This is a genomic window from Microcystis sp. M_OC_Ca_00000000_C217Col (assembly GCF_007095585.1).
Classification (GTDB): Bacteria; Cyanobacteriota; Cyanobacteriia; order Cyanobacteriales; family Microcystaceae; genus Microcystis; species Microcystis panniformis.
Genome location: NZ_SFBV01000348.1, coordinates 1 through 16674 on the forward strand (window position 1 = coordinate 1; position 16674 = coordinate 16674).

Annotated in this window: 13 protein-coding genes, 2 pseudogenes and 1 riboswitch; of the genes and pseudogenes, 10 read left to right on the forward strand and 5 right to left on the reverse strand. The window is 44.8% G+C overall.

Features of this window, described 5'->3' with window-relative positions:
• Nucleotides 1-150: 150 nt before the first annotated feature.
• The gene (locus EWV66_RS22375) at nt 151-1017 is read left to right on the forward strand and encodes an HAD-IC family P-type ATPase (protein ID WP_353734424.1); all 867 of its coding nucleotides are present in this window, start codon (nt 151-153) and stop codon (nt 1015-1017) included.
• Nucleotides 1018-1305: 288 nt separating this feature from the next.
• Here the strand turns inward: EWV66_RS22375 and EWV66_RS22380 are convergent, their stop codons facing one another.
• On the reverse strand, nt 1306-2226 hold the full coding sequence (locus tag EWV66_RS22380; protein WP_052276520.1) for an NAD(+) kinase: 921 nt from the start codon (nt 2224-2226) through the stop codon (nt 1306-1308).
• 596 nt (nt 2227-2822) lie between these two features.
• Here EWV66_RS22380 and EWV66_RS22385 point away from each other — a divergent pair.
• Nucleotides 2823-3362 (forward strand): phycobiliprotein lyase, encoded by a 540-nt coding sequence (locus EWV66_RS22385; protein ID WP_002738011.1) that lies wholly within the window; start codon nt 2823-2825, stop codon nt 3360-3362.
• An 87-nt stretch (nt 3363-3449) separates the two neighbouring features.
• Here EWV66_RS22385 and thiC read toward each other — a convergent pair whose 3' ends face one another.
• Entirely contained in the window at nt 3450-4832 is a 1383-nt protein-coding gene (gene thiC / locus EWV66_RS22390; protein ID WP_002751876.1) for a phosphomethylpyrimidine synthase, read from the reverse strand.
• 8 nt (nt 4833-4840) lie between these two features.
• A riboswitch (TPP riboswitch) is annotated at nt 4841-4937 on the reverse strand.
• Between the two features lie 86 nt (nt 4938-5023).
• Between thiC and EWV66_RS22395 the strand changes: the two are divergent.
• Both EWV66_RS22395 and EWV66_RS22400 read left to right on the forward strand, forming a co-directional pair.
• Nucleotides 5024-5323: pseudogene (locus tag EWV66_RS22395) on the forward strand (RNA-guided endonuclease TnpB family protein); the annotation flags it as partial.
• Nucleotides 5324-5443: 120 nt separating this feature from the next.
• A pseudogene (locus EWV66_RS22400) lies at nt 5444-6073 on the forward strand (RNA-guided endonuclease InsQ/TnpB family protein); the annotation flags it as partial.
• Nucleotides 6074-6108: 35 nt separating this feature from the next.
• Here EWV66_RS22400 and EWV66_RS22405 read toward each other — a convergent pair.
• Complete coding sequence (locus EWV66_RS22405) at nt 6109-7284, reverse strand: transaldolase (RefSeq protein WP_052276524.1); 1176 nt, start codon at nt 7282-7284, stop codon at nt 6109-6111.
• 209 nt (nt 7285-7493) lie between these two features.
• On the opposite strand from EWV66_RS22405, the gene rpmI reads away from it, so the two are divergent.
• The 3 genes from rpmI to EWV66_RS22420 are packed head-to-tail and all read left to right on the forward strand — an operon-like array spanning nt 7494 to nt 9046.
• Nucleotides 7494-7697 (forward strand): 50S ribosomal protein L35, encoded by a 204-nt coding sequence (gene rpmI, locus EWV66_RS22410; protein WP_002740108.1) that lies wholly within the window; start codon nt 7494-7496, stop codon nt 7695-7697.
• 31 nt (nt 7698-7728) lie between these two features.
• Complete coding sequence (gene rplT, locus EWV66_RS22415; protein ID WP_002739593.1) at nt 7729-8076, forward strand: 50S ribosomal protein L20; 348 nt, start codon at nt 7729-7731, stop codon at nt 8074-8076.
• A 13-nt stretch (nt 8077-8089) separates the two neighbouring features.
• Nucleotides 8090-9046 (forward strand): PhoH family protein, encoded by a 957-nt coding sequence (locus EWV66_RS22420; protein ID WP_072926257.1) that lies wholly within the window; start codon nt 8090-8092, stop codon nt 9044-9046.
• 180 nt (nt 9047-9226) lie between these two features.
• Here EWV66_RS22420 and EWV66_RS22425 read toward each other — a convergent pair whose 3' ends face one another.
• A complete protein-coding gene (locus EWV66_RS22425; protein WP_287107289.1) occupies nt 9227-10342 on the reverse strand; it encodes a fatty acid desaturase in 1116 nt (371 codons plus the stop codon).
• A gap of 63 nt (nt 10343-10405) precedes the next feature.
• The gene (locus tag EWV66_RS22430; protein WP_128575192.1) at nt 10406-10588 is read right to left on the reverse strand and encodes a hypothetical protein; all 183 of its coding nucleotides are present in this window, start codon (nt 10586-10588) and stop codon (nt 10406-10408) included.
• 410 nt (nt 10589-10998) lie between these two features.
• Here EWV66_RS22430 and EWV66_RS22435 point away from each other — a divergent pair, with 410 nt between their 5' ends.
• Genes EWV66_RS22435 through EWV66_RS22445 form a run of 3 tightly spaced genes read left to right on the forward strand, consistent with a single transcriptional unit; the run spans nt 10999 to nt 16316 of the window.
• Nucleotides 10999-12468 carry a VMAP-C domain-containing protein gene (locus EWV66_RS22435; RefSeq protein WP_079210028.1) on the forward strand — a complete coding sequence of 490 codons (1470 nt, stop codon included), beginning with the start codon at nt 10999-11001 and terminating at the stop codon, nt 12466-12468.
• Between the two features lie 6 nt (nt 12469-12474).
• Entirely contained in the window at nt 12475-13434 is a 960-nt protein-coding gene (locus EWV66_RS22440; protein ID WP_287107290.1) for an AAA family ATPase, read from the forward strand.
• Nucleotides 13431-16316, forward strand: coding sequence for a formylglycine-generating enzyme family protein (locus EWV66_RS22445; RefSeq protein WP_287107291.1), 2886 nt, complete (start codon nt 13431-13433; stop codon nt 16314-16316). Before EWV66_RS22440 ends, EWV66_RS22445 begins: the two co-directional genes overlap by 4 nt.
• Nucleotides 16317-16674: the final 358 nt, after the last annotated feature.

Sequence of the window (16674 nt, forward strand, 5' to 3'; positions counted from 1 at the left end):
TCGAAACGAATAGGCTTTTTCCATACCTCACATTTTAGCATATATTTCGTAAACGATGCTCATATTTAACAGTAAAGCCGTCGTAGAACGACGGGGTTTCAGACCCAAATTTTCGATGAACAGATTCTCGGCGCCGATGGTTTCGGGCAAGTGTTCCCGGAGGACAAATATCATATCGTCGATGTCTTGCAGAAAACTAATCACATTGTCGGTATGACCGGAGATGGGGTCAACGATGCGCCGGCGCTGAAAAAAGCCGATGCGGGGATTGCGGTTTCCGGGGCGACGGATGCGGCCCGGGCGGCGGCCGATATAGTTCTCCTTACCCCCGGTTTATCGGTAATCGTCGATGCAATTAGGTTAAGTCGTCAGATTTTTGAGCGGATGACCAGTTATGTTCTCTACCGGATCATCGCCACAATTCAGATTCTCGTTTTTACCACTTTGGCGATTCTGTTCTTTAATTCCTACCCGATTACGGCAATTATGATCGTTTTCTTAGCAATTCTTAACGATGGAGCGATCATGACGATCGCCTACGATAATGCCAAGATATCGAAAGTACCCCAAGCTTGGGATATGCCGAAAGTTCTCACCATCGCTTCGGTTTTGGGAGTGGTCAACGTCATTGCCACTTTCCTACTGTACTATCTAGCGGGCCGGGTATGGGGAATGACTCCTGACAAGGTGCAAACCTATATTTTCCTCAATATCGCTCTCTTAGGGATGATGACTCTCTATTCGGTGCGGGCAAAAGGTGCGTTTTGGTCCTTGGCCCCTGCTAAACCTCTAGCGATCGCTACTGGCATCTCGGTCATTATATCTTCGCTGATCTCAATGTTCGGAATCCTGATCGCCCCGATCGGTTTTGAGGGAGTGGCAAAAAGCTGGCTCTATGCCCTAGTCTGGTTATTGATTATCGATCGAGTCAAATTGGCTCTCTATTCGATTTTTAATCATCCCAAGGCAGATTTAGGCAACACCTATCAATCCACTTGGGAGAATTTAAAAACTTGATCGTAGTCCCTATCCTGGGGAAAACCAAGCTCATCAGGCACTTTCCCCAGAAAATTTTTTTCAGCAAACTCTAATTAGGGTCTGCTGAAAAAGTACGGGCGAAGCATTCGGATAGAAAATCTCCGGTTTCACCGATAGGTTATTGCCCGAATGCTTCGCCCCTACGGGACGCGGGCCGATGAAGACGCAAGGTTTGGAAGCACGATTCTCTCAAAATCTTGCACCTGTTTCGCCAGAAAAGCCACAAAACCCTTACCTTGCCTACATTTCACATTTATTCAACAAACCCTAATTATGACGATTGCCATCATAGTGAATTCTTGCCCCGGCCCATTGCAATTTTTCCTGTAGAGTCTGATAAAAAGAATAACTTTCCCGCAGGATAATAAATTGGGCGAATTTTTCGGCTTTAGTAACTCCCACCCATTGCCCGGGCCAAATGGAAGTAGCTAAAGCGCCATCCATCCAGAGTTTAGTATTTAATTCGTAGTCTCCCAGAGGCCAAATACTAACCAGAGATGCCGGGGGAATGACAATCGGCCGACTGGAGAGACTCAAGGGACAAATCGGGGTGACAGCGATCGCTTCCATGCCGGGGTGTATAATCGGACCATTAGCGGAAGCGGTGTAACAGGTGGATCCCGTGGGAGTAGCCACTAATAAACCGTCCCCTTGGTACTGATCTACTACTTCCCCGTCCACTTCGATTTCGAGGATTGAGGTGGGCATCCTATCGATACTAGCGGGTTTCACACACATCTCATTCAGGGCATAAAATGCCTCGCTCACTGGCTGCGGGTTTCTTTTATCCCCTTCATAGATTCTGGCCATTAACATCATCCGTTGTTGTACCGCATAGTGATCGGATTGTAAACGCTCCCAGACCGTCTCCGTATCTTGGAAAATCTCCAAAGGTTCCGTTAAAAATCCCAGATGGCCGCCAACATTCACCGCTAAAATTGGAATGTCTTCGTGGGCTAAATAGCGAGCAGCGGCCAAAATGGTTCCATCTCCCCCCAAAACGATGGCAAGGTCGATTTTTTCCGATGCTGAGGCTAAAAATACTGGATAGGGATTATCTTTAAAGCCACTGGGTCCCATTAAAACTTTACACTGACGGGCTTCTAACTGTTTAGCGCATTTTTCCGCCCATGCTTTACTTTGGGGATGGTTGGCCTTGTGAGCGATGATTACTTGTTTTAACTGCACGGAGTTGAGACCTTGTTCGGAGGTTCTATATTTTTAACAATACCAAGACCGGGTAGATCGGGTGAAAAGTAAAAAGTAAAAAAGGGGTTGGGGGAAGAACCTCGGCCTGACTGTAGCCAATTTGACAGAATTAATCGATAGATAAGGGTAGATGGAATTAACTAGGGTTTGCTGAAAAAGTAGGGGCGAAGCATTCGGATAGAAAATCTATGGTTTCACCGATAGGTTATTGCCCGAATGCTTCGCCCCTACAGGACGCGGGCCGATGAAGACGCAATGTTTTGAAGGACGATTCTCTCAAAATCTTGCACCTGTTCCGCGAGAAAAGCCACAAAACTCTTACCTTGCCTACATTTCACATTTATTCAGCAAGCCCTAACTAGGATAAGCTGGCAGGTTTTAGCAATCTTATTCCCTTTTTTCCCTGTAACTGCTGTATCTGTGCGACTTTTTCCCAATTATCTCCCTCAACACCCCTACCACTTAATTTCCCCGCAAGGTTATAATTGTATTAAGATGTGTAACAATTCTCTGGCAAACTCTTGACAAAGGATAACAAATCTGATCTCCCAAAAAACAGGAAAGGTTTTATTTCTATGACATTAATTCAAACCGCCCAATTATCGCTAGAAACTTTGGCTTTAGCCTTTTTTAAGCAGACAGAAGGACGCTGGCAATCCCAGAGACGTTATTACACCCTCACCCAAGAAACGGAACCCCAAGAAGTTATCAGCGCCATCGAGATTAAATATTTACCCCAAGGCAGCGAACCATTAATTCAACTGGCCCGTTTACATAATCTGGAAGATACAACTTTATTAGGTGGCACGGAAGTGACTTGGCAAAGTAATTATCTCCGTCCCCAGAGTAAAAAACCCTCCAACGGTTCCACCATATTCGGTATTTTAGATAATATTCTCTATCGCGATCGGGGATTTGCGACGGATAAACCCGTTAGTGCCATTTATACCTTTCCTAACCCCTCTACTCTCTGTCTGAGAACAGAATACGCCGGTTCTGTCTTTGAAGAAGAAATTAAACTCATCGGTCAACAATATCGCACCCGACAAACTATTATCTCTCGCGCTGGTCAAGAATTGATGATCGGTCAATATCTAGAAAAACGGGTCAATTAGTCAAAAAAATGACGGCTATTCCCATAATTTTGACTTTTATCCTAGGAATAGGGCTGAAATCAAATCAGCCCTTCCCATAACTCCCCTTTAAACTGGGGTTAAATTGTCTTGATTCTGACTAGCGAGAAACTTCTCTAATTCCGTAATTGCATCGGCATCGACCTTAGTTTGCATAGGACAGAATTTCGGTCCACACATCGAACAAAACTCCGCAGTCTTATAGATATCTGCGGGTAAAGTCTCATCGTGGTATTCCTTAGCGCGATCGGGATCCAAGGATAACTGAAATTGACGATTCCAATCGAAATTATAACGAGCAATGGAGAGTTCGTCGTCACGATCACGCGCCCCGGGACGATGACGGGCGATATCTGCCGCATGAGCCGCTATTTTGTAGGCAATTAAGCCATTTCGCACATCTTCAGCGTTGGGTAAACCGAGATGTTCTTTCGGAGTGACATAACATAACATCGCCGTCCCGTACCAACCCGCCAGAGCCGCCCCGATCGCCGAAGTGATATGATCGTACCCTGGGGCAATATCAGTGACAAGGGGACCAAGAACATAGAAGGGTGCTTCGCTACACTCCTCCATTTGTTTTTTCACATTAAATTCAATTTGATCCATGGGAACATGGCCAGGTCCTTCCACCATCACCTGTACATCGTGTTCCCAAGCGCGGCGCGTCAGTTGGCCGAGGGTTTTCAATTCCGCTAATTGGGCCGCATCGGAAGCATCGTGGGTACAACCGGGACGTAGGGAGTCACCGAGACTAAAAGAAACGTCATAACGCTTGAAAATCTCGATAATTTCATCGAAATGGGTGTAGAGAGGATTTTGCTTATGGTGGTGTAACATCCACTTAGCAATAATACCACCACCCCGGGAGACAATCCCGGTCAGACGGGTTTTGACTAAAGGCAGGTGTTCGATGAGGATTCCCGCATGAATCGTCATGTAATCTACCCCTTGCCCGGCGTGTTTTTCGATAATGTGGAGGAAATCTTCGGGGGTGAGTTTTTCAATATTGCCGTGAACGCTTTCCACCGCTTGATAGATGGGTACAGTACCGATGGGGACCGGAGAAGCATTGATAATCGCGGTGCGAATTTCGTCCAAATTACCGCCACCGGTGGAAAGATCCATCACCGTATCCGCGCCGTATTTGACCGCTAGGTGTAATTTTTCCAGTTCTTCGTTAATATTCGAGGAGTTAGGGGAAGCCCCGATATTAGCATTAACTTTACACTTAGAAGCAATACCGATCGCCATGGGTTCGAGGTTGAGGTGATTGATATTAGCGGGAATAATCAGTCTTCCTCGGGCGATTTCGCTGCGAATCAATTCGGGAGAGAGATTTTCCCGTTTTGCCACATACGTCATCTCTTCGGTAATTATCCCCTGACGGGCGTAGTGCATTTGCGATACATTTGCTTGTCCGCGCCGGGGGGCAACCCATTCTTGTCTCATAATTTTATTTCCTCTGTAAACAGCTTCCCTACGCTGGAATTACCCAGTCTCAGGTTCTAAGGGTCTTTCTCAGCCTGATTATCCCAGACACCCCTAGCTATGACGGCAATTGTATCACTGTTGACGACTGAGGAGATCAAGCTTAAGATTGTTGTTTGATTGGGCAGTTAGGCTAAAACCCACTTAGACCCCCTACAATAAACTTCTTAGGTGACGAATACTTAAATTTTCCACAATTGGGAAAAATTCGGATTAGGAAATCCAGAAAGTACCCGTCTGGGTTTGAGCCTAAACAAGCTCGAATTATCCAAAAAGCGTCGGGATTTTACGTTTCGGTTTCCTTCCAATCTACGGAATTAGTTCCCGATATGACAGTAGGGAAGACCTGTTTAGGAATTGACGCGGGGATTGAGAGTTTTGTGGCTACTTCACGAGGAGATTTAATCAAAGCCCCTCGATTTTTGTTGAAAGTACAGAGTAAGCTTAAATTGCTAAGTAGGTGGGTGGAATTAAATATAAGATGAACGTAGGTTGGGTTGAAGTATGAAACCCAACGCCCGCATGGGTTACGCTACCGCTAACCCATCCTACAAATAATTGTGCCTCCCTACTTACAAAGACGCTTGAAACATAAAGTCAAAGGCTCAAACAGTTGGTTAAAACTCCAAGAGAAGATAGCAAGATTACACGAGAAAGTGTCTAATACTCGTAGAGATTGGCACTTTAAACTAGCTCATTACCTTTGCGATCTCGCTGATAATATCTTTGTCGAAGATATTAACTTCATTTCCTGGTCTAGAGGGATCGTTAGAAAACAATCTCTGGATTCAGGCATTGGTAGTTTTATTAACGAGATACTAAGTAGTCATGCAAAATTAATTACCTGCCCGATCGAGCTAAAACCCTTACGGGGCAATGATCGTCATGTGTAAATAATTTTGCCTAGGTACTTACCATTGGTTGTTTGGAAACGGGGAAAATATTATCTTAAGGTCGATAAAAACGGAACTTCACAGGAGTGTCCCAATTGTGGCGCATTTACTGGTAAAAAGTCGTTATCGGAAAGAGTTCACCGGTGCGATTCTTGCGGCCACATCGAACCAAGAGATACGGCATCAGCGAAGGTAATCGAGAACCGAGGAAAAAACGCGGTCGGACTGACCGTGTTAGAAAACGCTTGCGGAGGCGGTCTGGCGGGGGTCGTTCAGTTAAACCTGTTTGATCTAGTCAAGAGCCTATGAACCAAGAATCCCCCGCTAGGTTTAGCGGGGGAGAGTCAAGCTTCCACTAAACGAAAGGCTGCACCTAAACCGACAGCGATCTCATCGGGAGAAATTTTCCCATCATGGTTAATATCGATCGCATCGAATACCGCATCGGTTCCCGCCCATTCTTCCCGGGTGATGAAACCATCCCCATCATGATCATAGACTCGGAAAATATCTTCGGCGGCGTGTTCTAGGGTTGACTGACCTTCCAACTGGGTTAAACGTTGAATCAGCAATTGTTCCAACAATTCTAAAGCTTTGGTAAAACCTTGAATACCTTCCGCTAGTTTTTCGGAAGCCATGGCATCTTCGGCGTGCATTTTTTCAAAAGTCGCGTGATCCATGGCAATTTTGACAATATCAAGGGTTGCGGCCTGTGCTGGATCGAGCTTACGGGGTAAATCGGCTTCTGTCCCTTGCAATTGTTCGAGAAGTTTCGGGGAAATGGTTAAAAGATCACAACCAGCTAACTCGCAAATTTCGCCGATATTGCGGAAACTTGCCCCCATAACTTCGGTTTTATAGCCAAACTTTTTATAGTAGTTATAGATCTGGGTAACGGATTGGACCCCGGGATCTTCAGCGCCAACGTAGTCTTTACCGGTTTCTTTTTTATACCAATCGAGAATCCGACCGACAAAGGGAGAAATTAAGGTTACTCCCGCTTCCGCACAGGCGATCGCCTGATGGAACCCGAATAATAGGGTTAAATTACAGTGAATTCCTTCTTTTTCGAGGACTTCTGCGGCTTTAATCCCTTCCCAAGTCGAGGCAATTTTAATTAAGACTCTTTCTCTAGAGATACCCGCTTGTTCATACTGGGAAATGAGATAACGGGCCTTGTCGATGGTAGCTTGGGTATCGTAGGAAAGACGAGCATCCACTTCGGTGGAGACGCGGCCAGGGACGATTTGCAGGATTTGCAGACCAAAACCGATGGCTAGGCGATCAAAAGCTAGTGTGGCCACATCTTCCGGAGTGGCCTGCTCTCCTAATTCTTTTCTGGCCGCTTGCAGGGTTTGATCGACAATCGGCTGATATTGGGGCATTTGGGCCGCGGCCGTGATCAGGGAGGGGTTAGTGGTGGTATCTTGGGGGGTGAAAGCTTCGATCGCTTGGATATCGCCGGTATCGGCAACAACCACTGTAAATTCCCGTAATTGTTCTAGTAGGGTTTTAGCCATAACTTCTCCAGATGCGTGTTAACGCGAGACTTTATCTGGATCTTAGCGATTCGATCGAAAGGAAGGGGGAAAATTCCCGATTGATTTAATTCCTACCCACAGACCTGGCCAAAGTAAGGATAAGCTGGGAATCTTTTGGCCACTCCTTGCCCAAAGTCCTTTATTTGTGATAGTATTAGTGATTGTGTCGATTTAACAAAACGGAGTTTATGCCCAAGCTAAAAACGCGAAAGGCGGCGGCCAAACGATTCGAGGCCACGGGAAGCGGCAAAAAAATCAAACGTCGCAAAGCCTTCAAAAATCACCTACTCGATCATAAAAGTGCCGAACGCAAGCGCCGTCGTTTGTCCCAGATTACCCTAGTGGACGAGCGCGACGAGAAGGAAGTGCGCTTAATGTTGCCCTATTTGTAAATTTTCCAGAAAAATCGTCTAAAGGATTATCATGTCTAGAGTAAAACGGGGGAATGTCGCCCGCAAGCGACGCAAAAAAGTTCTCAAATTAGCCAAAGGTTTTCGCGGTTCTCACTCGCGCCTATTCCGTACAGCTAACCAACAGGTAATGAAGGCCTTGCGGAATGCCTATAGAGACCGTCGCAAACGTAAACGCGATTTTCGTCGTCTTTGGATTACCCGCATTAACGCCGCCGCTCGTCAACAGGGCATCAGTTACAGCCAACTGACCGGACAATTAAAGAAAGCTAATATCCTCCTCAATCGGAAAATGTTGGCCCAATTAGCCGTCCTCGATCCCGTCGCTTTTGCTAAAGTGGTAGAAACAGCCAAAGGATAATTTAGCCCCAAGCATGACGGAAACTTGGCAAACGATTCAATTCCCCAGTTCAGAAAGTGCGATCGCTTTAGCGGGTCATCAAGAAGCTAACCTCAAATTGATAGCCAGGCAAACTGGGGCGAATTTAGTCCTCAGAGGGATGGAATTGCGGATTGGGGGGCAACCGACCCCCGTGGAGCGTGCCACAGCGATTGTACGCTCCTTAAGTATTTTATGGCAAGAGGCCAAGTTAATCGCCGAAGCCGATATTATGACCGCTATCCATGCCCTCGATACGGGGCGTTCTAGCGAGTATAAAGAACTACAGCAGGATATTCTCGCTCGTACCCGTCGCGGGGAGCTAATTCGGGCAAAAACCTTCCGTCAGCGTCAATATATCCAAGCGATTCAAAGTCACGATATCACCTTTTGTATTGGACCTGCCGGCACGGGGAAAACCTTTTTAGCCGCCGTTTTGGCCGTACAAGCTTTATTAGAAGATAAAGTAGAACGGATTATCCTCACCCGGCCGGCCGTGGAAGCGGGGGAAAAATTAGGCTTTCTCCCGGGGGATTTACAGCAAAAAGTCGATCCTTTTTTGCGTCCCCTCTACGATGCTTTATACGAATTTATCGAAGCGGCCAAAATTCCCGACCTGATGGAACGGGGTAAAATCGAAATCGCACCCTTAGCTTATATGCGGGGACGAACCCTAGCTAATGCTTTTGTGATCGTTGATGAGGCCCAAAATACCACCCCAGCACAGTTAAAAATGGTCTTAACTCGCTTGGGATTCGGTTCGCGCATGGTAGTAACTGGAGATGTCACCCAGACCGATTTACCGCAACAACAAGAATCGGGGTTAATTGCCGCTCAAAAAATCCTAAAATCAGTAGAAGGGATCGCTTTTTGTTACCTATCGCGGGCCGATGTGGTGCGTCATCCTTTAGTACAAAAAATCGTCTCAGCCTACGAACAGCACGAAAAATAACAGATTGTTGAGATAGCCGCTCTTGTACTCTTGCGAGAGAGTATAGAATTAGGTTAATTTAACGCGATGTGCAACTAAAAACGACAGAATCAGGGTTCCAGAGGATACTTTATCTCTGCTGATTTCTGAAAGCCTTGTTGTAAATCAAGACTAAAAATATAGTTGCACACCGAGTTTAATTTAGCTTTTTCTCCTTAAACTAAACCCGACAAAGACGTAGTTTAAGGCGTTTCGGTATCCCCAAACCTCAAGGAATTGATAACGCTGCCATCCTTTCACTGAGCCAGTCTGAAAAGCTCTGAGGGTGTATAGTTGATTAGCCCAGTTGTGATCATTTGGTGTAGCATGGTGAACACAGTGCGCCCCTAGGCTAACTGGAAGGATGATTAGCCGAATAAAGACTGCTCCCACTAATTCCGTGGACCATTTTAACCACTCTAACCAGTGGTCTGAGCGCGGAGGGTAAGCACCCAGATATAGAGCAAAAGATTTACCAATTATCTGAGATTTAGCTCCCTCATTATCATCGGCTTCATAGGCCCAATTATGCTCCGGTAGCTGTTGCAAGAGTGCGGCCGCATAGGTTCCGAGTTGGGTAAATACCGCCCAGAGTAAGCAGATTAAACAAGAATGGGTTAAACCCGCACAAACAGAGGCCAAGAAAAGCACAATCAGGGTAGCTATTTGATAGTTAATGGGAGCTTTAAGAAGATTAGTCAGACGAGCAAGGAAGGTTTCTCCGTAAAACTTGGGAGAGAGTAATAACTTGCCGAGATTTTGCCAATAGAAGGCCTCTTCTTGGCCAAATTCAAAACCTAACTCTTCTACTAGGTAGGGGGTATTCCCTTTATCATTCATGGTAGCTAGGTTTTTCGGCGGGTGATGAATTAGTAGGTGATCTTTTTTGAACAATGGAAAGGGCTTTTTCCCGGTAATTAAGGTGAGCAAACAACCTAAAAGATGGTTATAAGTGGGATATTGAGGGAAAAAAGCATTATGGGCGCAAAAGTGGGCTATTTCCTGCAATTGAGCCGCTCCAGCTACGGATAACACCCATCCTAGGGGGATTAATTGCCAGTGGCTAAGAGCGATCGCTAATCCTCCTATATACTGGAGTATGCCATAAATTAGCTCTAAGGAGGGGGTGCTTTTCCAGAGAGGGGGAGCAAGGTAGTAGCCTGTTAGCCAGTCAAAGAAAGCTTGTACGAGACGATTATCGCTGATTTGGAGCATCCCTAGGCGTGGATTATCCCTTAAAGCCGATGCTTGTGTTGGGGTGGTTTTTTTGAGTATCATGACAGTAGAAAATAAGTTGTACTGTCCTGAAAATGGTTAAATAACCAAATTCAGGCGGTTTTATTAGCTGTGCAGCTGTTCAATTTCTCGGTAGTGCTGGACTAATTGCCCATCACTAAAAAACGGCTTTGGAGAGATTTCTATCTCGATGGCGAGATTAATTACCCAAGCTTCTTTGGGTACATACCCCAAGCGATTTTTTAGCCTCTGGGTTAGTGATTTAATCTGATCAGTTGATAAATACATAGGCTTAATTCTTCTGTTTTTTTTCATAATAAACTTGCAAAATAGAGGAATAGGTAGCATTTTGATCGTCTTTTTTAAAATCTCCAAGGATCTTTTTGCGTGCTTTTCAGTGGCTAAAATGATCTTTTTAGCTTTCTCAAGGATCTTTTTGTTACAAACCGTTGCTAGTGCCTAGACAGACTTAAGTAGCTGGTTATAATTAAATTAAAAATGGATTTTAGGTTCGATCCCCCCTGCCCCCCTTGATAAGGGGGGTGCCGATCCCCCCTTAGTCCCCCCTTTAATCCCCCCTTATTAAGGGGGGCATCTGACAATTTTTAACGCCTAGACAGACTTATTAGCTCTTGCTTGGGAGTCCTGTGTGTGATAGGATTAGCTTTGAGTTACTTATCACTACAACTGTCTAAATTATGACTAAGGAAGAGTTTGTGGATAATGTCCTAGAATTGTTGCGCGAGGGAAAACAGAACCTAACTCTAAGTGAATTAGAATTAAAAGGTATTAAAGGATGTTATGAAAGATTAAAGTATTCAGAAATTTTAGCTTCAGCTAATTGTAATTGCACTGAAGGACATTTGAGAAGAGAAATGTCAAATTTTTTTGGGAAAATCACCAACGCCTTTAATCATGTAACAGGAGAAAATAGAGAAAAAATACAGAAAAACCAATTCGTGCCACTGATTACAGAATATATTAACTTAAAAAATAAATCGCAAATTATTAATAAGATTAACGTAGAGAATAATGATAAGATTAAAATCTTTGAAAAGTTAAATAATGAATTAAAGATAAAAAGACCGATGACTGCTGCTATAATCAAATCCTATTTATCTGATGATCCTAAAATACAAAATAGTAACCTTAAGGAATTGATTGAGAAGATTAAAGATTATGAAGAAAGTTTTTTGTTTAGCTTACTACATAACGTAGCTTATGATCAACGCCTTGATGATCCATTAATTCAATTAATTTTTGAGCAAACGGTCAATGATTTAAAAATGCAGACAAATATTAGTGACCTTGATTATGAGCAATTAACAAGCACACAATTGGAGCGGATTGAATTACCGAAGGAAGGGTTAGAAGCCTATTTAATTATAAAGGTGGACAGTAGCAAAAACATTCGGTATAAGAATATTACGACTATTGAAAATATCGAAAAACATCTAATACGAGCTTGGTTTTGGCGATTAAATCCTAACAACATTCAAAACAAAGATATTAAGCATATACCCCTGTATGATCATAACCATACTTTAACCCATATTATTAATGACTGTCGAGAACGGAGTGAAGAAATAACGTCCGTTGAGTTCTTCGCCGATGAAAAGCTATTATCTAGTGATTTTGAATCTTGGGAGTATAAAAGTGAATTTAAACCAAATACTAAACTAAAAGAAAATTACTTTGTTAATAGTCGTCTTTCAGCAAGGTCTTGTATAGACAAAACTTCTGACCCATACAAAAAATGGATAAAAAAATGGGAGAAATTACAAAATGAAGCAATAATCGTAGAAGACATACAAGATAATGACTGTAAACATCACTGCCGCCGACAAGAAAATTTAACCCTATGGATTAATCTTTGTGATTGTCAACAAAGTCATGAAGAAATGCTTATAGAAATAGCATCAGAAGGCATACCTTTAGCCCTTTGGTCACGCCGTTATAATTTATCGCCAACTCACAAAGATGAAATTAATGCCCTAGTTAGCAATCAACCCATCACCGAACTGCCAAAACTAATACATAAGGCCAGAAATCCACCTGAAAAACAGGAATCCCAATCTGACTATTTCGGGCATCATTTATCATTACTTCTAGAAGACCCTAATCGGATGCCCCCCTTCCACTACTTAACATCTCAGCACCTAGGTTAACTAACTATGAGTTCATGGAAAATCTTTCAAGGCAATCATCAAAAACGCTCAAGGGATGAGATTCCCTGGCCAAAAATCCCACCCTGGCGAAGCTTCGCCACCAACAAATCCGAGGAGCGGGGAAAACAACTCATAGTTAACCCTAAAACCATCGAAACCGTAAACGCAGCCATTCACCTACGCCGGCCTATTTTAGTCACAGGGAAACCGGGTACAGGGAAAACCTCCCTAGCCTACGCAATCGCCTACGAATTAGACTTAGGAGAAGTATTAGTCTGGCCAATTAATACCCGCACCACCCTACAAGAGGGATTATACTACTACGACGCGATCGCACGTTTGCAAGATTACCAATTAGAAGAAAAAAAAGACATAGGGCAGTATATCCGCTTGGGTCCCTTGGGGACAGCCCTCTGTCCGAGAAATTATCCCCGGGTACTGCTTATCGATGAGATAGATAAAAGTGACATCGACTTACCCAACGACCTCTTAAACCTTTTTGAAGAGGGAAGATTTGAAATCACCGAACTTTCCCGACTCGCTAAAGATACCGAAAACGAACCAATACCAGTACAAACCCATGACGGTGAATGGGAATCCATCCCCCAAGGTAAGGTAAGCTGCCAACAGTTCCCCATAGTGATTATGACGAGCAACGGCGAGAGGGATTTTCCCCTACCCTTTAAACGTAGATGTCTGCTCTTAGAAATTCCCGACCCCACCCCAGAGGAACTAAAAAAGATAGTAAAAAGCCATTTTGATTATAAAGAAGCCAGTCCCGAAAGTAGAAAAATAGAAGCAGCGATCGCAGAATATGTTAAAAAACGAGAAAAAGGGCAACTAGCAACAGACCAGCTTTTAAACGCCGTCTTTATGAGCATGGGCCAAGATAAACCCACGGGTGCAGAATTAAAGTCCCTTATCGACCTACTATTTACCTATCTCACCGACACAGGCAATACATGACCCAAACCCTTCCCACACCAGAACTGATTGATAAATTTATCACCTTTGTCAAGGGCAGGGGATGGGACCTAGACAGTTACCAGATAGCTGATAGTTTATGGTGGTATGTTCTCACCCAAGAAGAGGAAGGAAAACCCCAAACCCCTACAGAGCCTAGGGAAGAAAAGGAAGAAACCCCTCCCGCTAAAAACCCCCCCCGGGAGAGTAAAAACGAAACCCAAGAGCCAGCAGCCCCATCCGATGAAGTTCCCTTAATACGGGAGACAGAAGCACAAAAACAGCCTGAGAAGATAGGCGCAGATACCCTACCCATTAGCATCCCCGATGCCAAATTCTGGCGAGAAACCCTAAAATTAGGGCGGGCAGTGCGTCCCCTCATCCAAAAGATAGACTCAGCCACCCAAAGACAAATAAACCTAAACAGCACCGTACAGAAATCGGCCGAATATAGCATCGGCAAGAAAGATGGCAGTTTAGCCCTAATACCCGTTTACCAAGCCAAAAAAGTCCGTTCCCTAGAGGTAGTTTTACTGATTGAAGAATGGGCCTCCATGGTCTTTTGGAAAGAAATGGCCGGGGAAATCCGCGATTGGCTAGAACAAATCGGGGCCTTTCGGGATGTCAAACTCTACCGCATAGGATGGGACGAAGACAGGCAAAATTTAGCCATCCGTACCTACTCTAACGATACTTGCTCAATTCACCCAAAAGATCTCATCCATCCTCGTGGCGAAAGACTTATCCTCTTCTACAGTGATTGTACTTCCCCAGACTGGTATCAAGGACGCTATAACCAAGCTCTTCAGGACTGGGGAAAACACCAAATCGTCACCCTGCTTTCTCCCTTCCCGGAAGCAATGTGGGAAAGAACCGCCCTTAGTCGAGGTTGGTTCGTCTCCCTAGTCAACCAAATCCCCCGAAAACCTTCACAAAACTGGAGATTTACCTCTATCCCCCTGCTGCTACAAATTGAGAAGGAAGAGGAAAATCAACATATTCTCAGAGAAACAATCCAAAAAACCTACTTTCCCCTACCCACCATCTCCCTAACCCCTTCATCCTTAAAAGCTTGGGCGCTCGTTGTCAGTGGTGACAGCAACGCCACCTGTGCGGGGGTACTACTAGAAAAATCCCCCCAAAACAGAGAAATACCCGCAACTATTTCTCCGGAGATGTCTAGGAAGCAAGCTCTAGAACTATTCGCTAGTACCGCCTCACCTCTAGCTTGGGAATTACTGAAAAAATTAGCCGCAGCCCCGGTAAATCTTCCCATCATCCGTCTTATTCAAAGCAAACTTTTAAGCGCCTCTAACCCCCTAAACATAGCAGAAGTCATCCTTAGCGGTTTTCTCAAAGTCTATCTAGGAGGGGAACCAGTGAAGTGGGACAAAGGAGGTAAATTTAACTTTCATACTCCCCCCAACAGCCTAGATTTTGAATTTGATGATGAGGACAGAGAGCTTCTGCTCACTGAACTAGGGAATAGCCGCGCCTTAGAGGTAATTTTTGTCCTCTCGGAATACATCGCCCAAAAACTTAACCTGAGTACCACCACCTTTTTTGGTCTTATTCTTACCAATCCCCAAGTTCTCCTCGGCAAAGAAGCAGCTAATCTAGTTCGCGCCTTTGCCAAGGTATCTGCTAAGGTTTTCCAAAAGCTAGGGGAAGCAAAGTACCAAGAAATTAGCCAAAAGCTGCAATCTATGGTTGACTCACCTCCACCCCCACCGGTTGAGGAAAAGTGGCTGAGGAAATATAAAACCGTAACCATAGCTAAGGTAAAAGAGCTTACGGGAGGAGAGGAAATATTGTTTCAACTGCTCAAGCATAGACTTAAGGATTTCAGCGTAGAAGATGGCGAACTGTATCAGCGTCTTCGTTTAACCCCTGAGCAGCTTAAAATTTTGGCAAGCGAAGAAATAACCGCCGAGACAATGCCAGTCCAGTTTAGGGAAGTCTTGGATAACACAGAAGAAGAAATCATCACCCAGAAATTTAACCTAACCCTGTTTAAGTCTGAAACCGTTTTTGTGGATGAGAGGGGACAAATTACCGCCAAAGAACCCGTGAGAGCCTTCTACTTTGAAGAAAATCCCCCCAGCTTAAAAATGCTCTATATTCCTTCGGGGGAGTTTTGGATGGGAACCGAAGCGGAGGAAATAGCGCGGATAGTGGAACAATACGGGGCGAATTGGTTCCAACGAGAATCCCCCAGACATTTAGTAAAAATCGCTCCGTTTTACCTAAGTCAAACTCCGATTACCCAAGCTCAATGGTTATATATTGCCGAAAGGGAAGATTTAAAAGTAGAGCGAGATTTAAAACCAGAGCCATCGCGGTTTAAAGGCAGCACAAACCCCGTTGAAAGGGTATCTTGGTTAGATGCCGTAGAATTTTGCCAAAGGCTCTCTAAAATGACCAAGAAACAGTATCGGCTGCCCAGTGAGGCGGAATGGGAGTATGCTTGTCGTGCTGGAACCACCACCCCCTTCCACTTCGGAGCAACCCTCACCTCAAATTTAGCTAACTACGATGCTAGGAAAGGCTTTGCTAAGGAACTAGCAGGAGAATATCGCCAGCAAACCACCCCCGTGGGGCAATTTCCCCCCAATGGTTTTGGTTTGTATGATATGCACGGCAATGTCTGGGAGTGGTGTCAGGATGACTTCCGGGAAAATTATCAAGGCGCACCTAATGATGGTAGTCCTCGGCTAGAAAAGAGCAAAAAACAGCAAAATCAGGCAAATAAAGCTCTGCGGGGCGGTTCTTGGTACTACTATCCGAATTTCTGCCGTTCTGCTTACCGCTACTACAGCTTCCGCCGCGGCAGCCTCTACAGCCTCGGTTTTCGGGTGGTGTGCGGTGCTGGGAGGACTTTGTAACCCTTTTTCTCTTTTTTTCCTTTTTACCCTTTTTCTCTTTTTCGATTTTTTTGAACAAATGTACTATATGAGGTTGGCTGATCAGTAGCTGGTTATAATTAAATTGAAGACGGGTTTTGATCCCCCCTGCCCCCCTTGATCCCCCCTTGATCCCCCCTTAATCCCCCCTTGATAAGGGGGGTTTGATCCCTCCTTAATCCCCCCTTGATAAGGGGGTTTTGATCCCCCCTTGATCCCCCCTTGATAAGGGGGGTTTGATCCCCCCTTGATCCCCCCTTGATCCCCCCTTGATAAGGGGGGTTTGATCCCCCCTTGATCCCCCCTTGATAAGGGGGGTTTGATCCCCCCTGCCCCCCTT

Excerpts from the sequence above, each read along its gene's own strand:
- EWV66_RS22385 (WP_002738011.1), top strand. The coding sequence starts at position 2,823 with ATGACATTAATTCAAACCGCCCAATTATCGCTAGAAACTTTGGCTTTA.
- thiC (WP_002751876.1), bottom strand. The coding sequence starts at position 4,832 with ATGAGACAAGAATGGGTTGCCCCCCGGCGCGGACAAGCAAATGTATCG.
- EWV66_RS22405 (WP_052276524.1), bottom strand. The coding sequence starts at position 7,284 with ATGGCTAAAACCCTACTAGAACAATTACGGGAATTTACAGTGGTTGTT.
- rpmI (WP_002740108.1), top strand. The coding sequence starts at position 7,494 with ATGCCCAAGCTAAAAACGCGAAAGGCGGCGGCCAAACGATTCGAGGCC.
- rplT (WP_002739593.1), top strand. The coding sequence starts at position 7,729 with ATGTCTAGAGTAAAACGGGGGAATGTCGCCCGCAAGCGACGCAAAAAA.
- EWV66_RS22420 (WP_072926257.1), top strand. The coding sequence starts at position 8,090 with ATGACGGAAACTTGGCAAACGATTCAATTCCCCAGTTCAGAAAGTGCG.
- EWV66_RS22425 (WP_287107289.1), bottom strand. The coding sequence starts at position 10,342 with ATGATACTCAAAAAAACCACCCCAACACAAGCATCGGCTTTAAGGGAT.
- EWV66_RS22430 (WP_128575192.1), bottom strand. The coding sequence starts at position 10,588 with ATGTATTTATCAACTGATCAGATTAAATCACTAACCCAGAGGCTAAAA.
- EWV66_RS22435 (WP_079210028.1), top strand. The coding sequence starts at position 10,999 with ATGACTAAGGAAGAGTTTGTGGATAATGTCCTAGAATTGTTGCGCGAG.
- EWV66_RS22440 (WP_287107290.1), top strand. The coding sequence starts at position 12,475 with ATGAGTTCATGGAAAATCTTTCAAGGCAATCATCAAAAACGCTCAAGG.
- EWV66_RS22445 (WP_287107291.1), top strand. The coding sequence starts at position 13,431 with ATGACCCAAACCCTTCCCACACCAGAACTGATTGATAAATTTATCACC.